This is a genomic window from Cupriavidus nantongensis, from assembly GCF_041726985.1.
GTDB lineage: Bacteria > Pseudomonadota > Gammaproteobacteria > Burkholderiales > Burkholderiaceae > Cupriavidus > Cupriavidus nantongensis_A.
The window spans coordinates 1,154,490-1,177,009 of the sequence record NZ_CP168303.1; the positions used below are offsets into that span (position 1 = coordinate 1,154,490).

A 22,520-nucleotide genomic window follows, 5' to 3' on the forward strand; every position below is an offset into this window, starting at 1 on the left:
CCGTGCCGCCGCCGCGCCCTGATACCGTGAAATACAAGATCCATCACCATACCGTCTACCGCTACACCGAACCGGTGCGGCGCAGCGTGCACGAAGTGCGTCTGCAGCCGCGCTCGGGTCCGCTGCAGACCGTGGACTTCTGGCAGCTGTCGACGCCCGGCAACCCGTCGGCGGCGCGCGACGGCTTCGGCAACATCGTGCACAACTTCACGGTGGTCGGGCCCGCCAGCACCATCGCCATCGAAGCCAGCGGCGAGGTCGAAGTGCTGCCGCCGCATGGCGAGCTCGACCGCGACGGCCACCATGCGTTCTGCGATGCGCCGCCGGACGGCGAGGCGCGGGTGTCGCCGCTGTATTTCCTTGGCAGCACGCCGTTGACCACGGCGCCCGCGCCGATGCGGGCGTTTGCCGCGCCATTCCTGGCGGCGGGGCATGACATCGATGCGCTGCTGGCGCTGGCGCGCGGCATCGGCGAGCGCGTGCGCTACAAGCCCAACACCACCGATGTCGGCACTTCGGCGGCGGAGGCCTTCGCCTTGGGCAGCGGCGTGTGCCAGGACCAGGCGCAGGTGATGGTGGCGGCGTGCCGGGCGCTGGGCATTCCCGCGCGCTATGTCAGTGGATATTTCTACGACCCGGCCGCCACCGAACTGGCCAGCCATGCCTGGGCCGACGTGTGCCTGGACCCGGCCGGCGAAATCTGGTGCAGCATCGACATTACGCACGGCTGCCTGACCGACGAGCGCCATATCCGGCTGGCGGTGGGACGCGATTACGCTTCGGCGGCACCAGTGCGGGGCATCCTTGATGGCGGCGCCGGCGAAACGCTGGAAGTCAATGTAACCATTACGCCACTTTTTACCTGATTAGGTGCTTGCTTCCAGACGCGGCGCGGTGCCGGTGCATGGGCGCTAGAATCCAGAGTGATGCAGGCCACTGCCGGCGCCCATGCCGGCCGCCACCAAGAACACCAAGACAAACCATGACGTATTGTGTAGCCATGCGGCTGGATGCCGGCCTGGTATTCCTGTCCGACTCCCGCACCAATGCCGGGGTAGACGCCATCTCCACCGCGCGCAAGATGACGGTGTTCGAGGAGCCCGGCGACCGCGTGATGGTGTTGATGACCGCCGGCAACCTGGCCATCAGCCAGTCGGTGCGCCAGATCCTGATCGAGGACCATGACGAGAAGCGCTCGCTGTGGACCGCGCGCGACATGTTCGAGGCCGCCTCGATCGTTGGCGAGGCGGTGCGCCAGGTGCACCGGCGCGACGCCCACGCGCTGCGCGACGCCGGCATCGAATTCAATGTCAGCCTGGTCTTCGGCGGCCAGGTGCGCGGCGAGCGGGTGCGGCTGTTCAATATCTACGCGGCCGGCAATTTCGTCGAGGCCACGCCCGAGAACTGCTACTTCCAGATCGGCGAGGCCAAGTACGGCAAGCCCATCGTCGATCGCGTCGTGCATCCGTCGCTGCCGCTGGCCGAAGGAGCGAAGTGCGCGCTGATCTCGATGGACTCGACGCTGAAGTCGAATATCTCGGTGGGCCTGCCGCTGGACCTGCTGGTCTATGAAGCGGATTCGCTGCAGGTGAACCATTTTGTCAATATCGACGAGCGCAACGCCTACTTCCGGATGATCCGCGACACCTGGGGCCAGCGCCTGCGCCAGGTCTTCGGCGAGATCCATAACCCGGAATGGGATCCGGCCGCGCCCGCGGAATTCTCGCTGGCGCGCTCCGGCGAGGCCGACCGCTGGGCCCAGCCGGTGCGGGCCAGGCGCGTGCATCCGCGCAAGCCGGACTGAGGGACGGCAGCCATGCGCGAGATCATCCATTTTTCCCACGCCAACGGCTTCCCGGTAACGACCTACCGCAAGCTGTTCGGCGAACTGGACGGCGAGTTCGAGTTCCGTGCGGTGGACCGCTACGGACACAAGCCGGAATTCCCGGTGACACGCGGCTGGCCCCACCTGGTGGAAGAGCTGCTGGGCGATATCGACCGCCAGTACCGCCAGCCGGTGTGGCTGGTGGGCCATTCGCTGGGCGGCTTTCTGTCGCTGATGGCGGCGCTGCGCCGCCCGGACCGGGTGCGCGGTGTGGTCATGCTGGACTCCCCGATCATCGCCGGCTGGCGCGCGTCGCTGCTGAAGACCGCGCAGATGCTGGGCATCGATGAAAAGCCCGGCCCGGCGGCGGTGACGAAGAACCGGCGCACGCACTGGCCGGATGCCGAAGCGGTGTGGGAGCACTTCCGCGCCAAGCCCAATTTCGCGGTGTGGGACCAGGAAGTGCTGCGCGACTATGCCATCCACGGCACCGAGCCCACCGGCAAGGACAGCGAGCGCCGGTTGCGCTTCGACCGCGAGGTCGAATACTGGATCTACCGCACGCTGCCGACCAGCCTCGGGCGCAAGGTCGCGCGCGGCGCGCCGGTGCCGGTTGGCTTCGTCGCCGGCACGCGCTCGCGCGAGGTGCGGCAGTGCGGCCTGGGGGCGACGCGCAAGCTGGTCGGGCCGAACCTGCGCTTTATCGAAGGCGGCCACCTGTACCCCATGGAACGGCCCCGGCAGACCGCGCAACTGGTGCGCGAACTGATCGGCGCGATGCGCCAGCAGGGGCGCTGAGCCGGCGTGCGGCGCATGCGCCGCAGCACGGCTTCAACCCGCGGTGCGGCCCGCCGCAGACGGGCCTGCTGTCACAATTTCCGGGTCGGCGGGGAACGGGCTCTCATGTATAATCCCGATTTCCCCGGCAAGCTCGGTTTATGACCAAATTCGTCTTCGTCACCGGTGGCGTCGTCTCTTCTCTCGGCAAGGGCATCGCTGCTGCCTCGCTCGCGGCCATTCTTGAGTCGCGCGGCCTCAAAGTCACCCTCCTCAAGCTCGATCCCTACATCAACGTCGATCCCGGCACGATGAGCCCTTTCCAGCATGGCGAGGTGTTTGTCACGGAAGACGGTGCGGAAACCGACCTCGATCTCGGCCATTACGAGCGTTTCGTCTCGGCCAAGATGCGCAAGTCGAACAACTTCACCACCGGCCAGATCTACGAATCGGTGATCCGCAAGGAGCGCCGCGGCGAATACCTGGGCAAGACCGTGCAGGTGATCCCGCATATCACCAACGAGATCCAGGCTTTCGTCGAGAAGGGCGCGGCCGCGTCGCACGACGGCAAGGCCGACGTGGCGCTGGTGGAAATCGGCGGCACCGTGGGTGACATCGAATCGCTGCCGTTCCTGGAAGCCGCGCGCCAGATGAGCCTGCGCATGGGCCGCAACCACTGCGCCTTCGTGCACCTGACGCTGGTGCCGTTCATTGCCAGCGCCGGCGAGCTGAAGACCAAGCCGACCCAGCACTCGGTGCAGAAGCTGCGCGAAATCGGCATCTCGCCGACCGCGCTGCTGTGCCGCGCCGACCGCCCGATCCCCGACGACGAGCGCGCCAAGATCTCGCTGTTCGCCAATATCCCGCAAGACGCCGTGATCTCGGTGTGGGATGCGGACAGCATCTACAAGATCCCGCAGATGCTCAACGAGCAGGGCCTGGACCGCCTGATCTGCGAGGAGCTGCGCCTGGATCCGAAGCCGGCCGACCTGTCGATGTGGCAGAAGCTGGTCAACGCCCAGGAAAATCCCGAGCATGAAATCACCATCGGCATGGTTGGCAAGTATGTTGACCTGACCGAGTCGTACAAGTCGCTGATCGAGGCCCTGCGTCACGCTGGCATGCACACCGCCACGCGCGTCAACATCGAGTACATCGATTCCGAGGAACTGGAATCGGGCCACCTCGAGGTGCTGGCACCGCTGGACGCGATCCTGGTGCCGGGCGGCTTCGGCAAGCGCGGCACCGAAGGCAAGATCCGCGCGATCCAGTACGCGCGCGAGAACAAGATTCCCTACCTGGGCATCTGCCTGGGCATGCAGCTGGCGGTGATCGAGTTTGCCCGCCACCTGGCCGGCATGGCCGACGCCAACTCGACCGAGTTCAACCTGGAAACCGAGCACCCGGTGGTCGCGCTGATCACCGAGTGGGTCGACCGCGAAGGCAAGGTCGAGCAGCGCTCGGCCGATTCCGATCTCGGAGGCACCATGCGCCTGGGCGCGCAGCGCGTGCCGGTCAAGGAAGGCACCAAGGCCCACGCCATCTATGGCGCCGAGGTCAACGAGCGCCACCGCCACCGCTACGAGGTCAACAACCACTACGTGCCGACGCTGGAAAAGGCGGGCATGGTGATCTCGGCGCGCACCCCGACCGAGAACCTGCCGGAGATGATGGAGCTGCCCGAGTCGATGCACCCGTGGTTCGTCGGCGTGCAGTTCCACCCGGAATTCACCTCGACCCCGCGCGACGGCCATCCGCTGTTCAAGGCCTACGTCGAAGCCGCGCTGGCCAGCCAGCAGCGCAAGGGCGCGTAAGGCCCGGCGCAAGCAGGAGAGACAGTCATGAAACTCTGTGGATTCGAGGCCGGCCTCGACCAGCCATTCTTCCTGATCGCCGGTCCGTGCGTGATCGAGTCCGAGCAGATGGCGCTGGATACCGCGGGCGAGCTCAAGGCCATCACCACCGAGCTCGGCATCCCGTTCATCTACAAGTCGTCGTTCGACAAGGCCAACCGCTCGTCGGGCAAGTCGTTCCGCGGCCTCGGCATGGAGAAGGGCCTGGAGATCCTGGCCCACGTCAAGCGCGAAATCGGTGTGCCGGTGCTGACCGACATCCACGAGATCGACGAGATCAAGCCCGTCGCCGCCGTGGTCGACGTGCTGCAGACGCCGGCGTTCCTGTGCCGCCAGACCGATTTCATCCGTGCCTGCGCGCAGAGCGGCAAGCCGGTGAATATCAAGAAGGGCCAGTTCCTGGCGCCGCACGACATGAAGAACGTGATCGACAAGGCGCGCGATGCCGCGCGCGAGGCCGGTCTGCCCGACGATGTCTTCATGGCCTGCGAGCGCGGCGTTTCGTTCGGCTACAACAATCTGGTGTCGGACATGCGCTCGCTGGCGATCATGCGCGAGACCGGCGCCCCGGTGGTGTTCGACGCCACCCACTCGGTGCAGTTGCCCGGCGGGCAGGGCACCAGCTCTGGCGGCCAGCGCGAGTTCGTGCCGGTGCTGTCGCGTGCCGCGGTCGCCACCGGCGTCGCGGGCCTGTTCATGGAGACGCATCCCGACCCGAGCAAGGCCATGTCCGACGGCCCCAACGCGGTGCCGCTGTCGCGCATGAAGGAACTGCTGTCCGTGCTCAAGGACCTGGACACGCTGGTCAAGCGCGCCGGCTTCCTGGAAGACAACTTCGGCTGGCCGGCCTGCGCCTGAGCCGGCCCGGCTTGTCGCCGCCGCGCCCCGCGCGGACGCCGGCGGTGACAAACCATATCGAAAGACAATACAAAAAATCGGGAGATTCTCCATGGCCGCGGGCTTTATCATCGCCTACGTCGACGTGACCGACCCCCAGCAGTACGAGCAATACAAGGTGCTTTCGAGCAAGGCCATGCAGATCCATGGCGCCGAGGTGCTGGTGCGCGGCGGCAAGACCGAGCCGCTCGAGGGCGACTGGGCGCCGACGCGCGTGGTGGTGCTGAAATTCCCCAGCTATGACGCCGCCAAGGCCTTCCACGACGGCGAGGCCTACCGCGCCGCGCGCAAGTCGCGCGAGCATGCGGCGAAGATGAATATGATCGTGGTCGAAGGCGCCGCCTGAGCCGGCAGGCGCCAGGCAGCCGGTCATGCGCGCAGCGCTTGCGCCCATGACATGCGCCTGACACGCGCGCAGGTTGAAGTGATCAGCAGCAGCAAGAATCAACAGTCAGAGAGGAATTCATGAGTGCAATCGTAGATATCATCGGTCGCGAGGTTCTCGACTCGCGCGGCAATCCCACGGTCGAGTGCGACGTGCTGCTGGAATCCGGCGTGATGGGCCGCGCCGCGGTGCCGTCGGGCGCGTCGACCGGTTCGCGCGAAGCCATCGAGCTGCGCGACGGCGACAAGGGCCGCTACCTGGGCAAGGGCGTGCTGAAGGCGGTCGAGCATATCAACACCGAGATCTCCGAAGCCATCATGGGCCTGGACGCCTCCGAGCAGGCCTTCCTGGACCGCACCCTGATCGACCTCGACGGCACCGAGAACAAGGGCCGCCTGGGCGCCAACGCCATGCTGGCGGTGTCGATGGCTGTCGCCAAGGCAGCCGCTGAAGAAGCCGGCCTGCCGCTGTACCGCTACTTCGGCGGTTCGGGCGCAATGCAACTGCCGGTGCCGATGATGAACATCGTCAACGGCGGCGCGCATGCCAACAACAGCCTGGACATCCAGGAATTCATGGTCATGCCGGTGTCGCAGACCAGCTTCCGCGAAGCGCTGCGCTGCGGCGCCGAGATCTTCCACGCGCTGAAGAAGATCCTGGCCGACAAGGGCATGTCCACCGCGGTGGGCGACGAAGGCGGCTTCGCCCCGAACTTCTCGTCCAACGAGGAATGCCTGAACACCATCGTGCAGGCCATCGAGAAGGCCGGCTATCGTGCCGGCGAGGACGTGCTGCTGGCGCTGGACTGCGCCGCCAGCGAGTTCTACCACGAGGCCGAAGGCGTGTACCAGCTGGAAGGCGAAGGCCTGAAGCTGAGCTCGACGCAGTTCGCCGACTACCTGGCCAACCTGTGCGACAAGTTCCCGATCGTGTCGATCGAGGATGGCATGGCCGAAGGAGACTGGGACGGCTGGAAGACCCTGACCGACAAGCTCGGCAAGCGCGTGCAGCTGGTCGGCGACGACCTGTTCGTCACCAACACCAAGATCCTGAAGGAAGGCATCGAGAAGGGCATCGGCAACTCGATCCTGATCAAGATCAACCAGATCGGCACCCTGACCGAGACCTTTGCCGCCATCGAGATGGCCAAGCGTGCCGGCTACACCGCCGTGATCTCGCACCGCTCGGGCGAAACCGAGGACAGCACCATCGCCGACATCGCCGTCGGCACCAACGCCGGCCAGATCAAGACCGGCTCGCTGTCGCGCTCGGACCGCATGGCCAAGTACAACCAGCTGCTGCGCATCGAGGAAGACCTGGGCGATATCGCCAGCTACCCGGGCAAGGGCGCGTTCTACAACCTGCGCTAAGGCCAACGGTTGTCGTCCCCGCGAAGGCGGGGACCCAGTGTCTTTATCCCCGAAGGGGGCGTGAAAGACGCTGGATTCCCGCCTTCGCGGGAATGACGTCGTGGGTTCGAGAATGGCGGTGGCACGGATAACGTCCGGCCGCCGCCGTTTTTGTATCGAAATCTGCCTGGCAATTGCCTTCCAGGCGGAGTTCGCAGATCATTGTGCGGAAATTCCTGTCCGCCACCTTTCATGCGCCTGATTTCGCTGCTGTTGTTCGTGCTGCTGTTTGCCATCCAGTACCCGCTCTGGCTCGGCAAGGGCGGCTGGCTGCGCGTGTGGGACCTGAACCGCCAGCTGACCGAGCAGGGCGCCCGCAACCAGACGCTCAAGCTGCGCAACGCCAAGCTGGAAGGCGAAGTGGCCGACCTGCAGGACGGCACTGGCGCCATCGAGGAACGCGCCCGCTATGAGCTGGGCATGGTGCGCGAAGGCGAGGTCTTCGTGCAGTTCGTCGCGCCGGCACCCAAGGTCAGCGCCACGCCGCCGCTGCCGCCGCCGCCGAATTCGGTTGCCGGCCGGGGCGGCCACTAAGCCTCCACCATGACTGCCGGCGGCTTGCTTCAACTTGCTTCAACTTGCTTCAAGCCAGCCGCAGCTCCCTCACCACCAGCCGTACGGATAGCCGCCCCAGCCCCAGCCGGGCATGCCGACGCTGACGCCGCCGCCCCAGCGGCCGCCACCCCATCCGCCGTAATACAGGTTCCAGCTGGTGTTGGGATAGGCATAGGCCGCGCGCGCGGCTGCGGCCTGCTGGTCCAGCGCGATCGCCGCGGCCTGGTCGCGCAGCACCTGCTGGTTGAGCGCGTCGAGCTTCTGCTTGTCATCTGCGCTCAGCGGTGCTGGCGGCACAGCGTTGGGCGCCAGCCGCGCGGTGGGCGGCGAGCCATTGGCGTCGCGCGGGATCTGCGCGCAGCCTGCGGCCAGCAGCAGCGCGCCGAGCGCGGCGCAGTACGCGGCGCCGCGCCGCGACAGCCGGGCACGGGAAGCAAAGTAAGGCAGGGGAGGGTTGGCTCGGGCGGACATGGCGGTTCTCAGGCTCGCTGACCGGCAGCTGGATGCTGCCATCGTACAGCCGTTGGACCGGGCGGCAACACCGATGTTTCCAGCGCACCTCCCGCCGGCCGTCCCGCATCGCCCGCGCCGGTGCGGCAGCGCACGCAGGCGCTGCCAAAGGCGGATCAGTGGTGCTGGCTGGCGCCCGCGCCGGCGCCGGTGGCGACCGGCGTGGCCGAGAACAGCTGCGCGCAGTCGACCGGGTCGAACTCATAGCGCTGGCCGCAGAAGTCGCAGTGGATCTCGACATGGCCGCGCTCGGCGATGATGCTTTCGATCTCGGCCTGGCCCAGCGACTGCAGCATGCCGGCCACCTTGGGCCGCGAGCAGCTGCAGTAGAAATGCGGCGTCAGCGGCTCAAACACGCGCAGGCCGGCGTCCTGCAGGTCTTCCCAGAACAGGCGGCGCAGCAGCGTGTCGGGCGTCTCGCCCAGCAGTTCCTCGGCCTTCAGCGTGGTGCCGAGCTGCACCGCGCGGTCCCAGGTGTCGAGGTCCTGTGCCTTGGCGTGGCTGGCCAGCGGCGCGCCGGTCTCGCCGACTTCGGCGGTGCCGCCGTAGGCCGGCAGCTTCTGCAGCAGCATGCCGGCGGCGACATGGTCGTCGGCGGCCAGCCACAGGCGCGTGTCGAGCTGCTCGGAGGCCTGCATGTAGTGCTCCAGCACGGCGCTGATCGAGCCCAGCGGGCCGTGCGCGTCGGCCAGCGGCACGATGCCCTGGTACGGCTGCTGGCCCGGCAGCTTGTCCTTCTGGTCCAGCGTGATGGCAAAGCGGCCGTGGCCGTGGACATTGACCATCTGCGCCAGCGTGGCATCGTCGGCCAGCTGCGCGCCCTCGGCCAGCTTGGCGGTGGCGCGCATCGACAGGTCGGACAGGCATTCCACCACCAGCATGCGCACCGGGCCGTCGCCGTGCAGCTGCATCACCAGCGCCCCGTTGAACTTCAGGTTGGCCGACAGCAGCGCCGCGGCGGCCATCATCTCGCCCAGCAGCCGGCGCACCGGGGCAGGGTAGCTGTGGCGGCCGAGCACTTCTTGCCAGGTGGCTTCCATGCGCACCAGCTCGCCGCGCACGGGGGCCGCGTCGAACAGGAACTTCTGCAGGGTGTCGGGGGTGGTGGTATCGGTCACAATTATCGGTCGGGTTTCGGTAGAGGCTCGGCGGTCGTCAGCCGATCCGCTTGAGCTGTTGCTTGTACAGGGCCTGCCGGGTGGCGTAAGTTTCGGCGTTGCGGTAAAGGTTGGCGACATCCGCATCGGTCAGCTGGCGCACCACCTTGGCGGGCGCGCCCAGGATCAGCGAGCGATCCGGGAACACCTTGCCCTCGGTCACCACGGCGCCGGCGCCCACCAGGCATTCCTTGCCGATCACGGCGCGGTTCAGCACCACGGCCTGGATCCCGATCAGCGAGCCTTCGCCCACGGTGCAGCCGTGCAGCATGGCCTGATGGCCGATCGAGACCTTGTCGCCCAGGGTCAGCGGGCAGCCGGGGTCGGTATGCAGCACCGAACCCTCCTGGATATTGGTGTCCGCGCCGACCACGATCGGCTCGTTGTCGCCGCGGATCACGACACCGGGCCAGGCGCTGGCGCGGGACTTGAGGGTCACGTTGCCGATGATGGTGGCTTCGGGGGCCACGTAGGCTTCGCTGTCGATACTGGGCTTGACGTCGCCGAGCTGGTAAAGCGCCATGAGGTCTCCTGCACGAATGGCTTTTGTTGAAGTGGGGGTTGCCGCCGGACTTTAAAGGGTTGGGGTGGGAAGGCTGGCGCCCCGGGGCGGCTTGAGCAGCCGGGCACCGGCCAGACCCTACAATGGCGGCAGACCCGGATTTTACGCCCATGCCAGAAAAAACACCCGCCGCCGCGCCGCCTGACCCGTCTCCTTCGCCACGCCGGCAGGCGCTGGCGGTGCTGTGCCTGACGGATCCGCGCGACAAGGCCGTGGCGGCACGCGCACTTTATCGGCACGTGATGACGCTGCCCGATGCCTCGCTCGGCGCAGGTGAGGCAATCCATGCCGACGCCGCCCACGCCATCCCCGGCCGGCCGGCACGGCCGCTGCTGGTGGCGCCCCAGCACGTCGAGCGGCGCCGCTCGCTGCAGACTCCCGCCGGGCGCGCGGCGATGATCCACGCGCTATGCCATATCGAGTTCAATGCCATCAACCTGGCGCTGGACGCGGCCTGGCGCTTTGCCGGCATGCCGCCCGCGTATTACCGCGACTGGCTGCGCGTGGCCGATGAAGAGGCCTACCACTTCACGCTGCTGGCCGACCACCTTGCCACCCTCGGCGCCGCCTACGGCGATTTCCCGGCCCACAACAGCCTGTGGGAGATGACCGACAAGACCGCCGGCGACGTGCTCGCGCGCATGGCGCTGGTGCCGCGCACGCTCGAAGCGCGCGGGCTCGATGCCTCGCCGCCGGTGCGCGCGAAGCTGGCCGGCGCCGGCGACCATGCCGCCGCGGCCATCATCGACATCATCCTGCGCGACGAGGTCGGCCACGTCGCCATCGGCAACCATTGGTACCGCTGGCTGTGCGCGCAGCGCGGGCTCGATCCCGTCGCCACCTATGCGCAATTGGCCGAGCAGTACCGCGCGCCGAAGCTGCGCGGGCCGTTCAACCTCGAGGCGCGTCGCGCGGCAGGCTTCGATGAGGACGAGCTGGCGTGGCTCGAGGCATCGGCCGGCTAGGCCTGCCGTCTAACAATTCAGCGGTGCGACGGGAAACCATGCTTGCGCGCCGACCAAACCGCCAGCCATGCTGCCGCGAGCAGCGCCACCAGCACGGGCGGGAATGCGCCGATGCCGAAGCCATCGAGCAGCAGCCCCCCGATGACACCGCCGCCGGCGATGGCAATGTTCCAGGCCGTGACCAGCATCGACTGCGCCACGTCCGCGGATTTGCCGGCGGTCGCCGCCAGCGCCGTCTGGAACAGTGTGGCGACTCCGCCGAAGCTCAGGCCCCAGCTAGCCGCCGCGGCATAGACCACCGCAGGGTGCGCGCCCGCGGCCGCAAGCGCCAGCACTGACAGCCCGAACAGCAGCGTGCTGGCCAGCGTCAGCAGCCGCAGCCACTTGTCGATCAGCGCGCCGGTGATCCAGATGCCCCCGAGCGAGGCCACGCCGAACACGAACAGGACAAGATCCAGCCGTGCCCCGGCGTTTGCCGCGCGCAGGAACGGCGCGATATAGGTGTAGAGGACGTTGTGCGCCAGCACGAAGGCGAGCGTCACGAACAGCACGGGACGTACCCCCGGCAGCGTGAACACGCGCGCGAGCGGCAGCCGCTGGCCGGCAGGCTGGCCGGCAAAATCCGGCACGCTGGCCAGCACCCAGGCAATCAGGCCCAACGTCATCGCGCTGATGATGCCGAAGCATGCCCGCCAGCCCATGATGGCACCGAGGAAGGTCCCGGATGGCACACCCAGCGACAGCGCCAGGGGGATGCCAACCATGGCGACGGCTATGGCGCGGCCCTTCATGTGATCGGGGACCATGCGCGCGGCATAGCCGGCCAGCAGCGCCCACAGCAGGCCGGCCGAGACCCCTGCAACAAAGCGTGCAGCCATCGTCAGGACATAGTTGGCGGACCAGGCCGTCACGGCATTGGCGACGGCAAAGCCGGCGATGGCAAGCAGCAGCAGCGGCCGTCGCCGCAGCCCTTGCGTGGCCGCCATCAGCGGCATGGCGGCCACCAGCGAGCCGAAGGCGTAGATCGTGACGAGCTGGCCGGCAAGCGGCTCTGAGATGGCGAGGCCCTTGCCGATCTGGGGCAGCAGTCCCGCCGGCAAGGCCTCGGTCAGGACGGTGATGAAGCCTGCGACGGCAAGCGCAAGCAGGGCCGGAAGCGGTAGCGGCGCAGGCTGCGCGCCCTGGTGTGCATCGCCGGCAAGCGGGTTGGTGGCTGTGGTCATGTTGGCGCCCTGGCGGAAGGTTATGAACGGGTCAATGGCTGCGACGCAGCCGGGAGAGGCCATGGACGGCGTCACGCAGGTCGGCGGCAAATTGGCCTGCCGTGCGCTCGTACCGACCCGCCCACGATAAGGAAGCCGTCATTAAAGAAAAAGTGGGCTACAGTTCCTTTTTCTCCGGAACTTTGTGTCCGTAATCGGGGGCATCATGGACAGCCTCAGTGGCTTCGCGGTGTTTGTGCAGGTGGCCGAGACCCGCAGTTTTGTCGCGGCGGGGCGCCTGCTGGGAGTGTCGGCCTCCGCTGTCGGCAAGAGCGTCGCGCGGCTGGAACAACGGCTTGGGGTACGGCTGTTCCACCGCAGCACGCGCAGCGTCGCGCTGACCGCCGAAGGGGCGCTGTTCCTGGAGCGCAGCCGCCGCGTGCTTGCCGAGATCGAAGCGGCGGAGCTGGAACTGGCCGAGGCCACCGCAGCGCCGCGCGGCCGTCTGCGGGTGAGCCTGCCGCTGGTCAGTTCACTGGTGTTGCCCGTGCTCGGCGACTTTATGCGCGCCTATCCGGATATCGCGCTGGACCTGGATTTCACCGACCAACTGGTGGACGTGATCGAGGAGGGCTTCGATGCCGTGGTCCGGACCGGCGATCCCGCCGACTCGCGCCTGTCGGCGCGCAGGCTGGGAGCGTTCCAGGCGATGCTGGTGGCATCGCCCGAGTACCTGGCGCAGCGTGGCACGCCGAAGGTGCCTGCCGACCTGGCCGGGCATGCTTGCCTGCATTACCGCTTTCCCCACACCGGCAAGCTCGAGCCATGGCCGCTGCGGCGCGCGCCAGGCGAGCCGGAGCTGGCGCTGCCGACATCGATGATCTGCAACAACATCGAGACGCGCCTGTGTTTTGCGCTGCGTGGCCTGGGCATTGCGTGCCTGCCCGATTTCGCCATCCAGGAGCAACTGGCCGATGGCAGCCTGTGCCAGGTACTGGCCGGCCACGTGGGTCCGGCCAAGGCCTTTCATGTGCTCTGGCCGGCGAGCAGGCATCCCTCGCCCAAGGTGCGGGCGCTGGTCGATTTTCTAAGCGCGCGGCTTTTTCCTGCCGACCAGGCCCGCGCCTAGCGGCTAGGCGCGCTTGCCTGCGCGCTCCTCCTCCAGCAGCCGCAATACCCGCCGCTGGATCTTGCCCGTCGTGGTCATCGGCAGCTGGTCGATGAATTCGATCGCCTTCGGGTATTCGTAAGGCGCGAGCTGGCCGCGCACATGCGCCTGCAGTTCCGCGACCAGCGCCGCGTCGCCGTCGAACGAACGCGCCACCGACGGTGTCAGCACCACGAAGGCCTTGACCACCGCGCCGCGCTCGGGATCGGGCGACGGCACCACGGCGCAGTTGGAGACCGCCGGATGCTTGAGCAGGCAGTTCTCGATCTCGCTCGGCCCGATGCGGTAGCCCGAGGACTTGAACACGTCGTCGGCGCGCCCCTGGTACCACAGGTAGCCGTCGGCATCGACGCGCGCTAGGTCGCCGGTGCGGCACCAGCGCAGGCCGTCGCGCTCGGTGTACTTGCCCGCGGTGGCGGCGTCGTTCTTCCAGTAGCCGAGAAAGAACACCGGGTCCGGATGCCCGGCGCTGTCGGTGGCGCACACCGCCACTTCGCCGTCCTCGCCCGGCGCGCAGGCGCGGCCTTCGTCGTCGATCACCTGCACGCGGTGGCCGGGGTAGGGGCGTCCCATCGAACCCGGCCGGGCCGGCCAGCCCAGCCGTGCGTCGTCGTTCTGCGCGGTGCAGTTGCCGACGATGTAGTTGATCTCGGTCTGGCCGAACATCTCGTTGACCAGCACGCCGAGCGCGTCGCGGCACCAGCCGAACACGGTCTCGCCCACGGCCTCGCCGGCGCTCATCAGCGCGCGCAGGCGGATGTCGTAGTGCCGCCGCGGCTCGGGGCAGGCCTTCATCATCTGCTTGAGCGCAGTCGGGAACAGGAAGGTGTTGGTGACGGCATAGCGCTCCAGCAGCTCGAAGGCACGCTCGGCGGAAAAGCGGCCCTGGTAGCCGACGATCGGCTTGCCGAAATACAGCGCCGGCATCAGCGCGTCCCACAGGCCGCCGGTCCAGGCCCAGTCGGCCGGACTCCAGAACACGTCGTCGTGCTGCGGATACCAGTTCTGCGAGCAGACGAAGCCGGTCAGGTTGCCGATCAGCGCGCGGTGCGGGATCAGCGCGCCCTTGGGCGGGCCGGTGGTGCCGCTGGTATAGATCAGCACCGCGGCCTCGTCGGCCTTGGTCTGCTCGGCGACGAAGGTCGGCAGCTGCGCCGCGAGCAGCAGGTCCCAGTCATGGTCGCCGCGGCCGCGGGCATCGCCGGCGGCGATCACGGTGGCCAGCGTTGGGCATTCGGGGCGCGCCGCCAGCAGGTTGTCGATCGAGGTCTCGTCGGCGATGGCCACGCCGGCTTCGCTGTGCGCAATGCGGTAGGCCAGCGCCTCTGGCCCGAACAGCATCGACAGCGGCATGGCGATGGCGCCCAGCTGGTAGATCGCCATATGCGCGATCACGGTCTCGATGCGCTGCGGCATCACGATCGCGACGCGGTCGCCGCGCGCCACGCCCAGCGCGCGCAGCGCCCCCGACAAGCGGTTGGCCTCGGCCTGGATAAAGGCAAAGCTGTGCGCGTTGCGGCGGCCGCCCTCGTGCTCGGTATAGACCGCGATGTGGTCCATGGTGGCCGGGTCGCGGGCCCAGCGGCCGCAGCAGGCTTCGGCGATGTTGAACTGCGCCGGAATCTCCCAGCGGAACGATTCGTACAGGGTGCGATAGTCGTCGCGCCGGCTTGCCGGCAAGGCAGCTGCAGCCATTCAGGGTCTCCGTTGGGGTCCGCCTCGAGGCAAATGGCGAGCGGCCAGCGGCGCTGGCGGCCGCTGCCGCTATAATGCGCACAAGCGAACGATCGTTCTATTTTTTCGTGGCTTCCCCGCCAACCCCCGCGGCGGGCAAGATCCCGACGCAAGGGTGGAGACAATGACAATCAAGGAAACCTCGCGGTCTGAATTTATCACGGTGCGCGGGCTGCGCTACCACGTGCGCCACTGGGGCACCCCCGGCGCGCGCAAGCTGTTCATGCTGCACGGGTGGATGGACGTGGGGGCGTCGTTCCAGTTCCTGGTCGACCACCTGCGCGGCGACTGGCATGTGATCGCGCCCGACTGGCGCGGCTTCGGCGCAACCGATTGGCCCACGCGCTACCCCGGCACGCAGTCGTACTGGTTCGCCGACTACCTCGCCGATCTCGAGGCCCTGCTCGACCACTATGCGGCCGAGGGGCAGGTCGACCTGGTCGGCCACAGCATGGGCGCCAACGTGATCTGCCTGTATGCCGGCATCCGCCCGCAGCGCGTGCGCCGCGTGGTGGACCTGGAAGGCTTCGGCATGACGGCGACGCGGCCGGAGCATGCGCCCCGGCGCTATGCGCGCTGGCTCGACGAAGTGCGCGCGGGCGCCGAGCTGAAGACCTATGACAGCCTCGACGGCGTGGCCGCGCGCTTGCAGAAGACCAACCCGCGCCTGCCGGACGAGCGCGCCGCGTTCCTGGCCGCGCACTGGTCGCGCCGCAATGCCGAGGGCCGTTGGGAGATCCTGGGCGATCCCGCGCACAAGCTGGTCAACCCGATGCTGTACCGGCTCGATGAGGTGATGGCGGTGTGGGAGCAGGTCACCGCGCCGGTGCTGCATGTGGAAGCGCGCGATTCCGAGACGCTGCGCCATATCGCCCACAAGCAGGCCATCGACGAATTCAGGCAGCGCTTCCGCGCCTTCCGCGACTTCCGCGAGGCGGTGGTGGAGGACGCTGGCCACATGCTGCACCATGACCAGCCCGCGGCCGTGGCGGAGCTGGTGGAATCGTTCTGCGCCGGCAGCTGACGCCGGCGCCTGCGGCAGTTCAGGCTTCAGGCGTGGGTGAGCTTTTCCTTCAGCGCGGCGTTGTTGCTGGTGTGCACGTGCACCAGCGCCTTTTCCGGGAAGGCATAGTGGTAGGCGCGGCGCAATGCCAGCGCGGCCTCGTGGAAGCCTGACAGGATCAGCTTCTGCTTGTTGGGGTAGAACGCGATATCGCCGGCGGCGAAGATGCCGCGGCGCGAGCTTTCGTAGGTGGTGGTATCGACCAGGATGCGGCCAGCGCGCATGTCCATATCCCACTGCGCGATCGGGCCGGGCTCGGACACCAGGCCGTACAGCGCCACCAGTTCCTCGGCGGGCAGCACGGTGCTGCCGTCGCGGGTCCGCACCTCGACTTCGCTGAGCCCGCCGTCCGCGCCTTCGGTGCGCAGTGCGCCCAGCATGCCGACCACGAAATCCATCTCGCCCGCGGCCACCGCGCGGCGCATCTCGGCGACGGTGCCGTCGGCGGCGCGGAAGCCCTCGCGCCGGTGCAGCAGCGTCACGCGCGCGGCGACCTTGCGCAGCGCCAGCGCCCAGTCCAGCGCCGAGTCGCCGCCACCGGCGACGACCACGCGCTTGCCGGCGAAGTGCGAGACATCGCGCACCGCGTAGTGCACGTGGCGGCCTTCCAGCGCCGGCGCCTCGGGAAGCGACACACGTTGCGGCGCGAACGCTCCCGCGCCGGCGCAGATCAGCACCGCGGCAACATCGAAGCGCTTGCCGCCGTCGGTTGTCACCAGCAGGCGTTCGTGCCCGGCATGGCCTTCCGGCGCTGCCGGGGCCGGGATTTCGGCGACGCTTTCGGCGCGCTGGCCGAAGTGCATCGGGAAGTCGAACGGGGCGCATTGCTCCAGCAGCCGGTCCACCAGGTCCTGCGCCAGGCATCCTGGCACGGCGGGAATGTCGTAGATCGGTTTTTCCGGATACAGCTCGGTGCACTGGCCGCCGGCGCGGTCGAGCACATCGATCAGTTCACATTTCAGGCCGAGCACGCCGGCCTGGAACGCGGCGAACAGGCCGACCGGGCCGGCACCGACGATCAGGACATCGGTGGTGGTGACGGGGGCGGTGGCGGGAGCGGTGGCTGGGGTAGCGGTGGACATGGGGCATGGCAGGCACGCCAGGTGCCCGCGAATCGACGATGCAAAGCCCGACTATACCCCGCAGCCGGCGGCTTTCCGCCGACGCCAGCGTTGCCGGCATGGCTTTGCCTGACAGGCCAGGGGCGGCGGCGCCGCGCAGGCCAGGGGCGACGGGAGTAGAATTGCCACCATGCAAAACGCCCACGCCATCAATGCCGACCTGCATTGCCATTCCACCGTTTCCGACGGCACGCTCGCGCCGCGCGCCGTGGCGCAGATCGCCCGCGACGCGGGGGTTGCGTTCTGGGCGCTGACCGACCACGACGAGCTGGGCGGGCAGGCCGAGGCACGCGCCGCCGCAGAGGAATTCGGCATGCGCTATGTGCCCGGCGTCGAGATCTCGGTGACCTGGGCCGGGCAGACCGTGCATATCGTGGGGCTGCAGATCGACCCGTTCTGCCCGGAACTGATCGATGGCCTGACCGAGACCCGCTCGGGCCGCGCGCGACGCGCGCGCGATATCGCCGAAGCGCTGGCCAGGGTGGGCATTGACGGTGCCTATGAAGGGGCGCTGCAGTACGTGGGCAACCCGGACCTGATCTCGCGCACGCATTTCGCGCGCTGGCTGGTCGACCAGGGCCGCTGCGCCAGCGTCGGCGATGTCTTCAGCGAGTACCTGTCGGAGGGCCGCCCGGGCTATGTCGGCCACCGCTGGGCCAGCCTGGCCGAAGCGGTGGGCTGGATCCGCACCGCCGGCGGCATCGCGGTGATGGCGCACCCGGGCCGCTACCACTACACCGACACCCAGCACGACGCGCTGTTCGATGAATTCACGGCGCTGGGCGGCGGCGCGGTCGAGGTGGTGACCGGCAGCCATACCCCCGACCAGTACCGCCGCTACGCCGAGGTGGCGCGGCACTACGGCTTGCTCGCTTCGCGCGGCACGGATTTCCACGGGCCCGGCGAGGGCCGGGTGGAACTCGGCACGCTGCCGCCGCTGCCGCCCACGGTCACGCCGGTCTGGCACGATTGGTAGGCACCCCGCCTGGCCGGGGCCAGCCCCCGGATGCCTCGCCGTTCCATCCGACTCCGCTCCCTGGCCCATGTCCCAGTACTTCGAGATCCATCCGCTCAACCCGCAGTCGCGCCTGCTCAAGCAGGCGGCCCAGATCCTGCAGAAGGGCGGGCTGGTCGCGCTGCCGACCGACTCCAGCTATGCGCTCGCGTGCCGGCTCGACGACAAGGCGGCGGTCGAGCGCCTGCGCCGGCTGCGCGGCATCGACGACCGCCACCACCTGACGCTGATGTGCCGCGACCTGTCGGAGCTCGGCAACTTTGCCCGCGTCGACAACCGCCAATACCGCTGGCTCAAGGGTGCCACGCCGGGCCCGTACGTGTTCATCCTGGAAGCGACCAAGGAAGTGCCGCGGCGGCTGTCGCACCCGGCGCGCAAGACCATCGGCGTGCGCGTGCCCGAGCATGCCATCCCGCTGGCGCTGCTGGGCGAGACCGGCGAGCCGCTGATCTCGGCGACGCTGCAGCTGCCGGGCGACCACGAACCGCTCAACGATCCGGCGCAGATCCGGGCGCGGCTGGAGAAACAGCTCGACCTGGTAGTGGACGGCGGGCCGGCCCCCGCGCAGCCGACCACGGTGATCGACCTGACCGGCGGCGAGCCCGAACTGGTGCGCGCCGGCCGCGGCGACATCGCCCGCTTCGGCCTCTGACTCGCGGCGCCGCCGGGGCTTTAGTCGGGTGCATCAGCGTGCGCCCGGGCGCCGGCGGGCCGCTACAATAGCGCTCATGGATTCCTCCCTTATCCAGACCTTCGCGGTCTATGCCCTGCCGGTGCTGTTCGCCATCACGCTGCACGAGGCCTCGCACGGCTACGTGGCCAAGCTGTTCGGCGACAGCACCGCCTATGCCCTCGGGCGCGTCAGCCTGAACCCCATCCGCCATATCGACCCGATCGGCACCATCGCCGTGCCGCTGCTGCTGTACATCATGACCAGCGGCCAGTTCGTGTTCGGCTACGCCAAGCCGGTGCCGGTGGTGTTCGAGCGCCTGCGCAACCCGCGCTGGCACGGCATGTGGGTGGCGCTGGCGGGCCCGGCCAGCAACGTGGTGCAGGCCTTCGTGTGGGTGCTGCTGGCGATCGGCCTGACCTGGGGCGGCGTGCGCGAGCCGTTTTTCGGCGAGATGGCGCTGGCCGGCGTGCGCGTCAACCTGGTGGTGGCGGCCTTTAACCTGTTCCCGGTGCCGCCGCTCGACGGCGGGCGCGTGCTGACCGCGCTGCTGCCGCAGGGCATCGCGCGCGCGGTGTCGCGCATCGAGCCGTACGGCATTTTCGTGGTGCTGGCGCTGGTGGCAGCGGGGGTGATCACCACCATCTGGATGACGCCGGTGGTCAATGTGCTGATGTCCCTGATCGAGCTGCTGCTGCGCCCGATCGTGCTGCTGCTCAATTGACCGGGGCTGCCATGACACTGTCGCATGCCGGCATCGCCGCCCCCTCGGCCTGGGTCACGCGCTGGGCCCATCTGCTGCGCCCGGGCGCGCGGGTGCTGGACCTGGCCTGCGGCGGCGGCCGCCATGCCGCCTGGCTGGCCGCGCGCGGCCACCAGGTGCTGGCCGTCGACCGCGACGCCGACGCCATCGCCGGCCTGCCCGCCGGCATCGCCGGGCGCGTGGCCGACCTGGAGCAGGGCGACTGGCCGCTGGCCGGCGAGGCGCCGTTCGACGCCATCGTCGTCACCAACTACCTGCACCGGCCGCTGTGGCCGCATCTGGCGGCCGCGCTGGCGCCGGGCGGGTGCTGGATCTTCGAAACCTTCGCCGCCGGCAACGAGACCGTGGGCAAGCCGTCGCGGCCGGATTTTCTGCTGCGCCCGGGCGAGCTGCTCGAGGTCGCGCGCGCCCATGGATTGCGCGTGGTGGCCTACGAGGATGGCGTGGTCGAAGTGCCGAAAACAGCCTTCGTGCAGCGCCTATGTGCGGTGCGCGAGGCGGCGCCGGCGGACGGTGCGGCCGTGCCGCCACGCTACCGGCTCGATCCCTGAGCGGCGCGCCGAGCTGTCGGCGCAAACGGCGCTGCATGCGTTGAAACAGTTGGTATCAACCCCTGTCCGGGCAGCGGTCGAAGCGGCCTGCGGTTCCGGTACAATCCCGTTATTCGCATCCCGAATTCCCTAACGTTATGACACAGATTACCGGCAGCATCGTTGCCATCGTCACCCCGATGCAAGAGGACGGCAGCCTGGACTTCCCGGCCCTGCGCGCACTGGTCGACTGGCACGTTGCCGAAGGCACCGACGCCATCGTGATCGTGGGCACCACCGGCGAGTCCCCGACGGTGACCGTCGAGGAGCACTGCGAACTGATCCGCGTTGCCGTCGAACAGGCCGGCAAGCGCATCCCGATCATCGCGGGGACCGGCGGCAATTCCACCAAGGAAGCGATCGAGCTGACCGCCTTCGCCAAGAAGGTCGGCGCCGATGCCTCGCTGCAGGTCGTGCCGTATTACAACAAGCCCACCCAGGAAGGCATGTACCGGCATTTCCGCACCATCGCCGAGGCGGTGGACCTGCCGGTGCTGCTGTACAACGTCCCCGGCCGCACGGTCGCGGACATGAACAACGAGACCATCCTGCGCTTGGCGCAGGTGCCGGGCATCGTCGGCGTCAAGGAAGCGACCGGCAACATCGACCGTGCCGCGCAGCTGATCAAGGGCGCGCCGGAAGGCTTCGCCATCTACAGCGGCGACGACCCCACCGCGGTGGCGCTGATCCTGCTGGGCGGCCACGGCAATATCTCGGTGACCGCTAACGTGGCCCCGCGCAAGATGCACGAGATGTGCGCGGCGGCACTGAAGGGCGACGTCGTGACCGCGCGCCGCCTGCATATGGAACTGATCGGGCTGAACCAGGCCATGTTCATCGAAGCCAATCCGATCCCGGTCAAGTGGGCGCTCCAGCAGATGGGCAAGATGGCAGGCGGTATCCGCCTGCCGCTGACCCCGCTGTCCGAGGGCAACCACGACTACGTACGCAAGGCACTGGCCGCCGCTGGCCTGCTGGCCTGATTCTTCGCGGCGTCCTGCTGTCTGCCTTATCTACTAGGATTGCGTGTCAATGAAACTGAAGCTTAACCGCCGCGGCGCGACGCAAGTCCGCCGCGCCGCCCTGGTTGTGCCCGTGCTTGCTGCCGGTGTGTTGACCGGCTGCAGCAGCCTCAACGAGGCCATGCAGCCCGACAAGATCGACTACAAGTCGTCGGCCTCGAAGCGCACGCCCACGCTGGACGTGCCGCCCGACCTGACCAAGCTGGAAGGCGACCGCCGCTATTCGGTGCCCGATGCCAACGGCACCTCGACGCTGTCGACCTACAGCCAGGCCACCAAGGTGCGCGAGCAATCGCCGACCGAGAACGTGCTGCCGTCGGCGCAGGGCATCCGCATGGAGCGCGATGGCAACCAGCGCTGGCTGGTGATCAGCAACGGCATGCGCGGCGACCAGCTGTGGCAGCAACTGCGCGGCTTCTGGCAGGAAAGCGGTTTCCTGCTGGTGCAGGACTCGCCCGAGACCGGCATCATGGAAACCGACTGGGCCGAGAACCGCGCCAAGATCCCGCAGGACATCATCCGCAACACCATCGGCAAGGTGTTCGACGGCCTGTACTCGACCTCGGAGCGCGACAAGTTCCGCACCCGCGTCGAGCGCGCGCAGAACGGCACGCTGGAAGTTTTTATCAGCCACCGCGGCGCGCAGGAACAGCTGACCGGCATCGACAAGTCCAGCACGGTCTGGACCCCGCGCCCGGCCGATCCTGAACTGGAAGCCGAATTCCTGTCGCGCCTGGCCCAGCGCCTGGGCGTGCAGAAGGAGCAGGCCGACCGCATGGCCCAGAACCCGACGCCGGCCGGCAATACCGCCGCGGCGGCGGGAGCTGCCGCCGGCACCGCGGCCGCCGCAGGTGCCGCTGCCGGCGCCGAAGGCGCCGCGCCGAACAAGTCGTACCTGGCCCAGGTCAACGGCGCACCTGCGCTGCAGCTGCCCGAGCCGTTCGACCGCGCCTGGCGTTCGGTGGGGCTGTCGCTGGACCGCGTCAACTTTACCGTCGAAGACCGCGATCGCGCGCAAGGGCTGTACTACGTGCGCTATGTCGACCCGCGCAACACGGTCGACAACCGTGGCTTCTTCTCCAAGCTGTTCACCAAGCCGGACGATCCCAAGACCGCCAAGAAGTACCGCGTCTCGCTCAAGGGCACGGGCAGCGGCACGCTGGTGACGGTGCTCAACGACGCCGGCCAGCCCGAGAACGGCGAAGTCGGCAAGCGCATCCTGTCGCTGCTCGACGAGCAACTGCACTGAGCCGGCGCATGAGTGCTGGCTTGCCAGC

23 protein-coding genes are annotated in these 22,520 nt (G+C 68.3%); 17 read left to right on the forward strand and 6 right to left on the reverse strand.

Features of this window, described 5'->3' with window-relative positions:
• Positions 1–26 precede the first annotated feature (26 nt).
• The 8 genes from ACEI37_RS16485 to ftsB all read left to right on the forward strand — a co-directional run bounded on the left by ACEI37_RS16485 (position 27) and on the right by ftsB (position 7,680).
• On the forward strand, positions 27–866 hold the full coding sequence (locus tag ACEI37_RS16485; protein WP_373379778.1) for a transglutaminase N-terminal domain-containing protein: 840 nt from the start codon (positions 27–29) through the stop codon (positions 864–866).
• A gap of 116 nt (positions 867–982) precedes the next feature.
• The gene (locus ACEI37_RS16490; RefSeq protein ID WP_373379779.1) at positions 983–1,804 is read left to right on the forward strand and encodes a peptidase; all 822 of its coding nucleotides are present in this window, start codon (positions 983–985) and stop codon (positions 1,802–1,804) included.
• 12 nt (positions 1,805–1,816) lie between these two features.
• Positions 1,817–2,623, forward strand: a complete 807-nt coding sequence (locus ACEI37_RS16495) for an alpha/beta fold hydrolase (protein WP_373379780.1) — start codon at positions 1,817–1,819, stop codon at positions 2,621–2,623.
• A 140-nt stretch (positions 2,624–2,763) separates the two neighbouring features.
• Entirely contained in the window at positions 2,764–4,416 is a 1,653-nt protein-coding gene (locus tag ACEI37_RS16500; protein ID WP_373379781.1) for a CTP synthase, read from the forward strand.
• 27 nt (positions 4,417–4,443) lie between these two features.
• Complete coding sequence (gene kdsA, locus ACEI37_RS16505; protein WP_373379782.1) at positions 4,444–5,313, forward strand: 3-deoxy-8-phosphooctulonate synthase; 870 nt, start codon at positions 4,444–4,446, stop codon at positions 5,311–5,313.
• Positions 5,314–5,404: 91 nt separating this feature from the next.
• Positions 5,405–5,698: a DUF1330 domain-containing protein gene (locus ACEI37_RS16510; protein ID WP_111519669.1), complete on the forward strand. Its 294-nt coding sequence runs from the start codon at positions 5,405–5,407 to the stop codon at positions 5,696–5,698.
• A gap of 119 nt (positions 5,699–5,817) precedes the next feature.
• Positions 5,818–7,107, forward strand: coding sequence for a phosphopyruvate hydratase (gene eno, locus ACEI37_RS16515; protein WP_012352460.1), 1,290 nt, complete (start codon positions 5,818–5,820; stop codon positions 7,105–7,107).
• A gap of 231 nt (positions 7,108–7,338) precedes the next feature.
• The gene (gene ftsB, locus ACEI37_RS16520; protein WP_373379783.1) at positions 7,339–7,680 is read left to right on the forward strand and encodes a cell division protein FtsB; all 342 of its coding nucleotides are present in this window, start codon (positions 7,339–7,341) and stop codon (positions 7,678–7,680) included.
• A gap of 69 nt (positions 7,681–7,749) precedes the next feature.
• On the opposite strand, the gene ACEI37_RS16525 is transcribed toward ftsB, so the two are convergent.
• The 3 genes from ACEI37_RS16525 to ACEI37_RS16535 form a co-directional block, all read right to left on the reverse strand.
• Positions 7,750–8,172, reverse strand: a complete 423-nt coding sequence (locus ACEI37_RS16525; RefSeq protein ID WP_373379784.1) for a hypothetical protein — start codon at positions 8,170–8,172, stop codon at positions 7,750–7,752.
• Between the two features lie 155 nt (positions 8,173–8,327).
• Positions 8,328–9,329 carry an Hsp33 family molecular chaperone HslO gene (locus tag ACEI37_RS16530; protein ID WP_373379785.1) on the reverse strand — a complete coding sequence of 334 codons (1,002 nt, stop codon included), beginning with the start codon at positions 9,327–9,329 and terminating at the stop codon, positions 8,328–8,330.
• A gap of 37 nt (positions 9,330–9,366) precedes the next feature.
• Positions 9,367–9,891 (reverse strand): gamma carbonic anhydrase family protein, encoded by a 525-nt coding sequence (locus tag ACEI37_RS16535; protein WP_018006882.1) that lies wholly within the window; start codon positions 9,889–9,891, stop codon positions 9,367–9,369.
• 122 nt (positions 9,892–10,013) lie between these two features.
• Here ACEI37_RS16535 and ACEI37_RS16540 point away from each other — a divergent pair, with 122 nt between their 5' ends.
• Positions 10,014–10,895 (forward strand): ferritin-like domain-containing protein, encoded by an 882-nt coding sequence (locus tag ACEI37_RS16540; RefSeq protein ID WP_373379786.1) that lies wholly within the window; start codon positions 10,014–10,016, stop codon positions 10,893–10,895.
• 17 nt (positions 10,896–10,912) lie between these two features.
• On the opposite strand, the gene ACEI37_RS16545 is transcribed toward ACEI37_RS16540, so the two are convergent.
• Entirely contained in the window at positions 10,913–12,118 is a 1,206-nt protein-coding gene (locus ACEI37_RS16545) for an MFS transporter (RefSeq protein WP_373379787.1), read from the reverse strand.
• 205 nt (positions 12,119–12,323) lie between these two features.
• Here ACEI37_RS16545 and ACEI37_RS16550 point away from each other — a divergent pair, with 205 nt between their 5' ends.
• Complete coding sequence (locus ACEI37_RS16550) at positions 12,324–13,226, forward strand: LysR family transcriptional regulator (RefSeq protein ID WP_373379788.1); 903 nt, start codon at positions 12,324–12,326, stop codon at positions 13,224–13,226.
• 3 nt (positions 13,227–13,229) lie between these two features.
• On the opposite strand, the gene ACEI37_RS16555 is transcribed toward ACEI37_RS16550, so the two are convergent.
• Complete coding sequence (locus ACEI37_RS16555) at positions 13,230–14,960, reverse strand: acyl-CoA synthetase (protein WP_373379789.1); 1,731 nt, start codon at positions 14,958–14,960, stop codon at positions 13,230–13,232.
• A gap of 163 nt (positions 14,961–15,123) precedes the next feature.
• Between ACEI37_RS16555 and ACEI37_RS16560 the strand changes: the two genes are divergently transcribed.
• On the forward strand, positions 15,124–16,023 hold the full coding sequence (locus ACEI37_RS16560) for an alpha/beta fold hydrolase (RefSeq protein WP_373379790.1): 900 nt from the start codon (positions 15,124–15,126) through the stop codon (positions 16,021–16,023).
• Positions 16,024–16,049: 26 nt separating this feature from the next.
• Here ACEI37_RS16560 and ACEI37_RS16565 read toward each other — a convergent pair whose 3' ends face one another.
• Positions 16,050–17,144 (reverse strand): NAD(P)/FAD-dependent oxidoreductase, encoded by a 1,095-nt coding sequence (locus ACEI37_RS16565; RefSeq protein ID WP_373379791.1) that lies wholly within the window; start codon positions 17,142–17,144, stop codon positions 16,050–16,052.
• 169 nt (positions 17,145–17,313) lie between these two features.
• On the opposite strand from ACEI37_RS16565, the gene ACEI37_RS16570 reads away from it, so the two are divergent.
• From ACEI37_RS16570 to bamC, 6 genes are all read left to right on the forward strand, one after another.
• Positions 17,314–18,159, forward strand: coding sequence for a 3',5'-nucleoside bisphosphate phosphatase (locus ACEI37_RS16570; protein WP_373379792.1), 846 nt, complete (start codon positions 17,314–17,316; stop codon positions 18,157–18,159).
• 67 nt (positions 18,160–18,226) lie between these two features.
• Complete coding sequence (locus ACEI37_RS16575) at positions 18,227–18,850, forward strand: L-threonylcarbamoyladenylate synthase (RefSeq protein ID WP_373379793.1); 624 nt, start codon at positions 18,227–18,229, stop codon at positions 18,848–18,850.
• Between the two features lie 76 nt (positions 18,851–18,926).
• Positions 18,927–19,592 (forward strand): site-2 protease family protein, encoded by a 666-nt coding sequence (locus tag ACEI37_RS16580; RefSeq protein ID WP_012352471.1) that lies wholly within the window; start codon positions 18,927–18,929, stop codon positions 19,590–19,592.
• An 11-nt stretch (positions 19,593–19,603) separates the two neighbouring features.
• Positions 19,604–20,182: a class I SAM-dependent methyltransferase gene (locus ACEI37_RS16585; protein WP_373379794.1), complete on the forward strand. Its 579-nt coding sequence runs from the start codon at positions 19,604–19,606 to the stop codon at positions 20,180–20,182.
• Between the two features lie 137 nt (positions 20,183–20,319).
• Complete coding sequence (dapA, locus tag ACEI37_RS16590) at positions 20,320–21,204, forward strand: 4-hydroxy-tetrahydrodipicolinate synthase (RefSeq protein WP_092313767.1); 885 nt, start codon at positions 20,320–20,322, stop codon at positions 21,202–21,204.
• Between the two features lie 49 nt (positions 21,205–21,253).
• The gene (gene bamC / locus ACEI37_RS16595; protein WP_373379795.1) at positions 21,254–22,492 is read left to right on the forward strand and encodes an outer membrane protein assembly factor BamC; all 1,239 of its coding nucleotides are present in this window, start codon (positions 21,254–21,256) and stop codon (positions 22,490–22,492) included.
• Positions 22,493–22,520 lie beyond the last annotated feature (28 nt).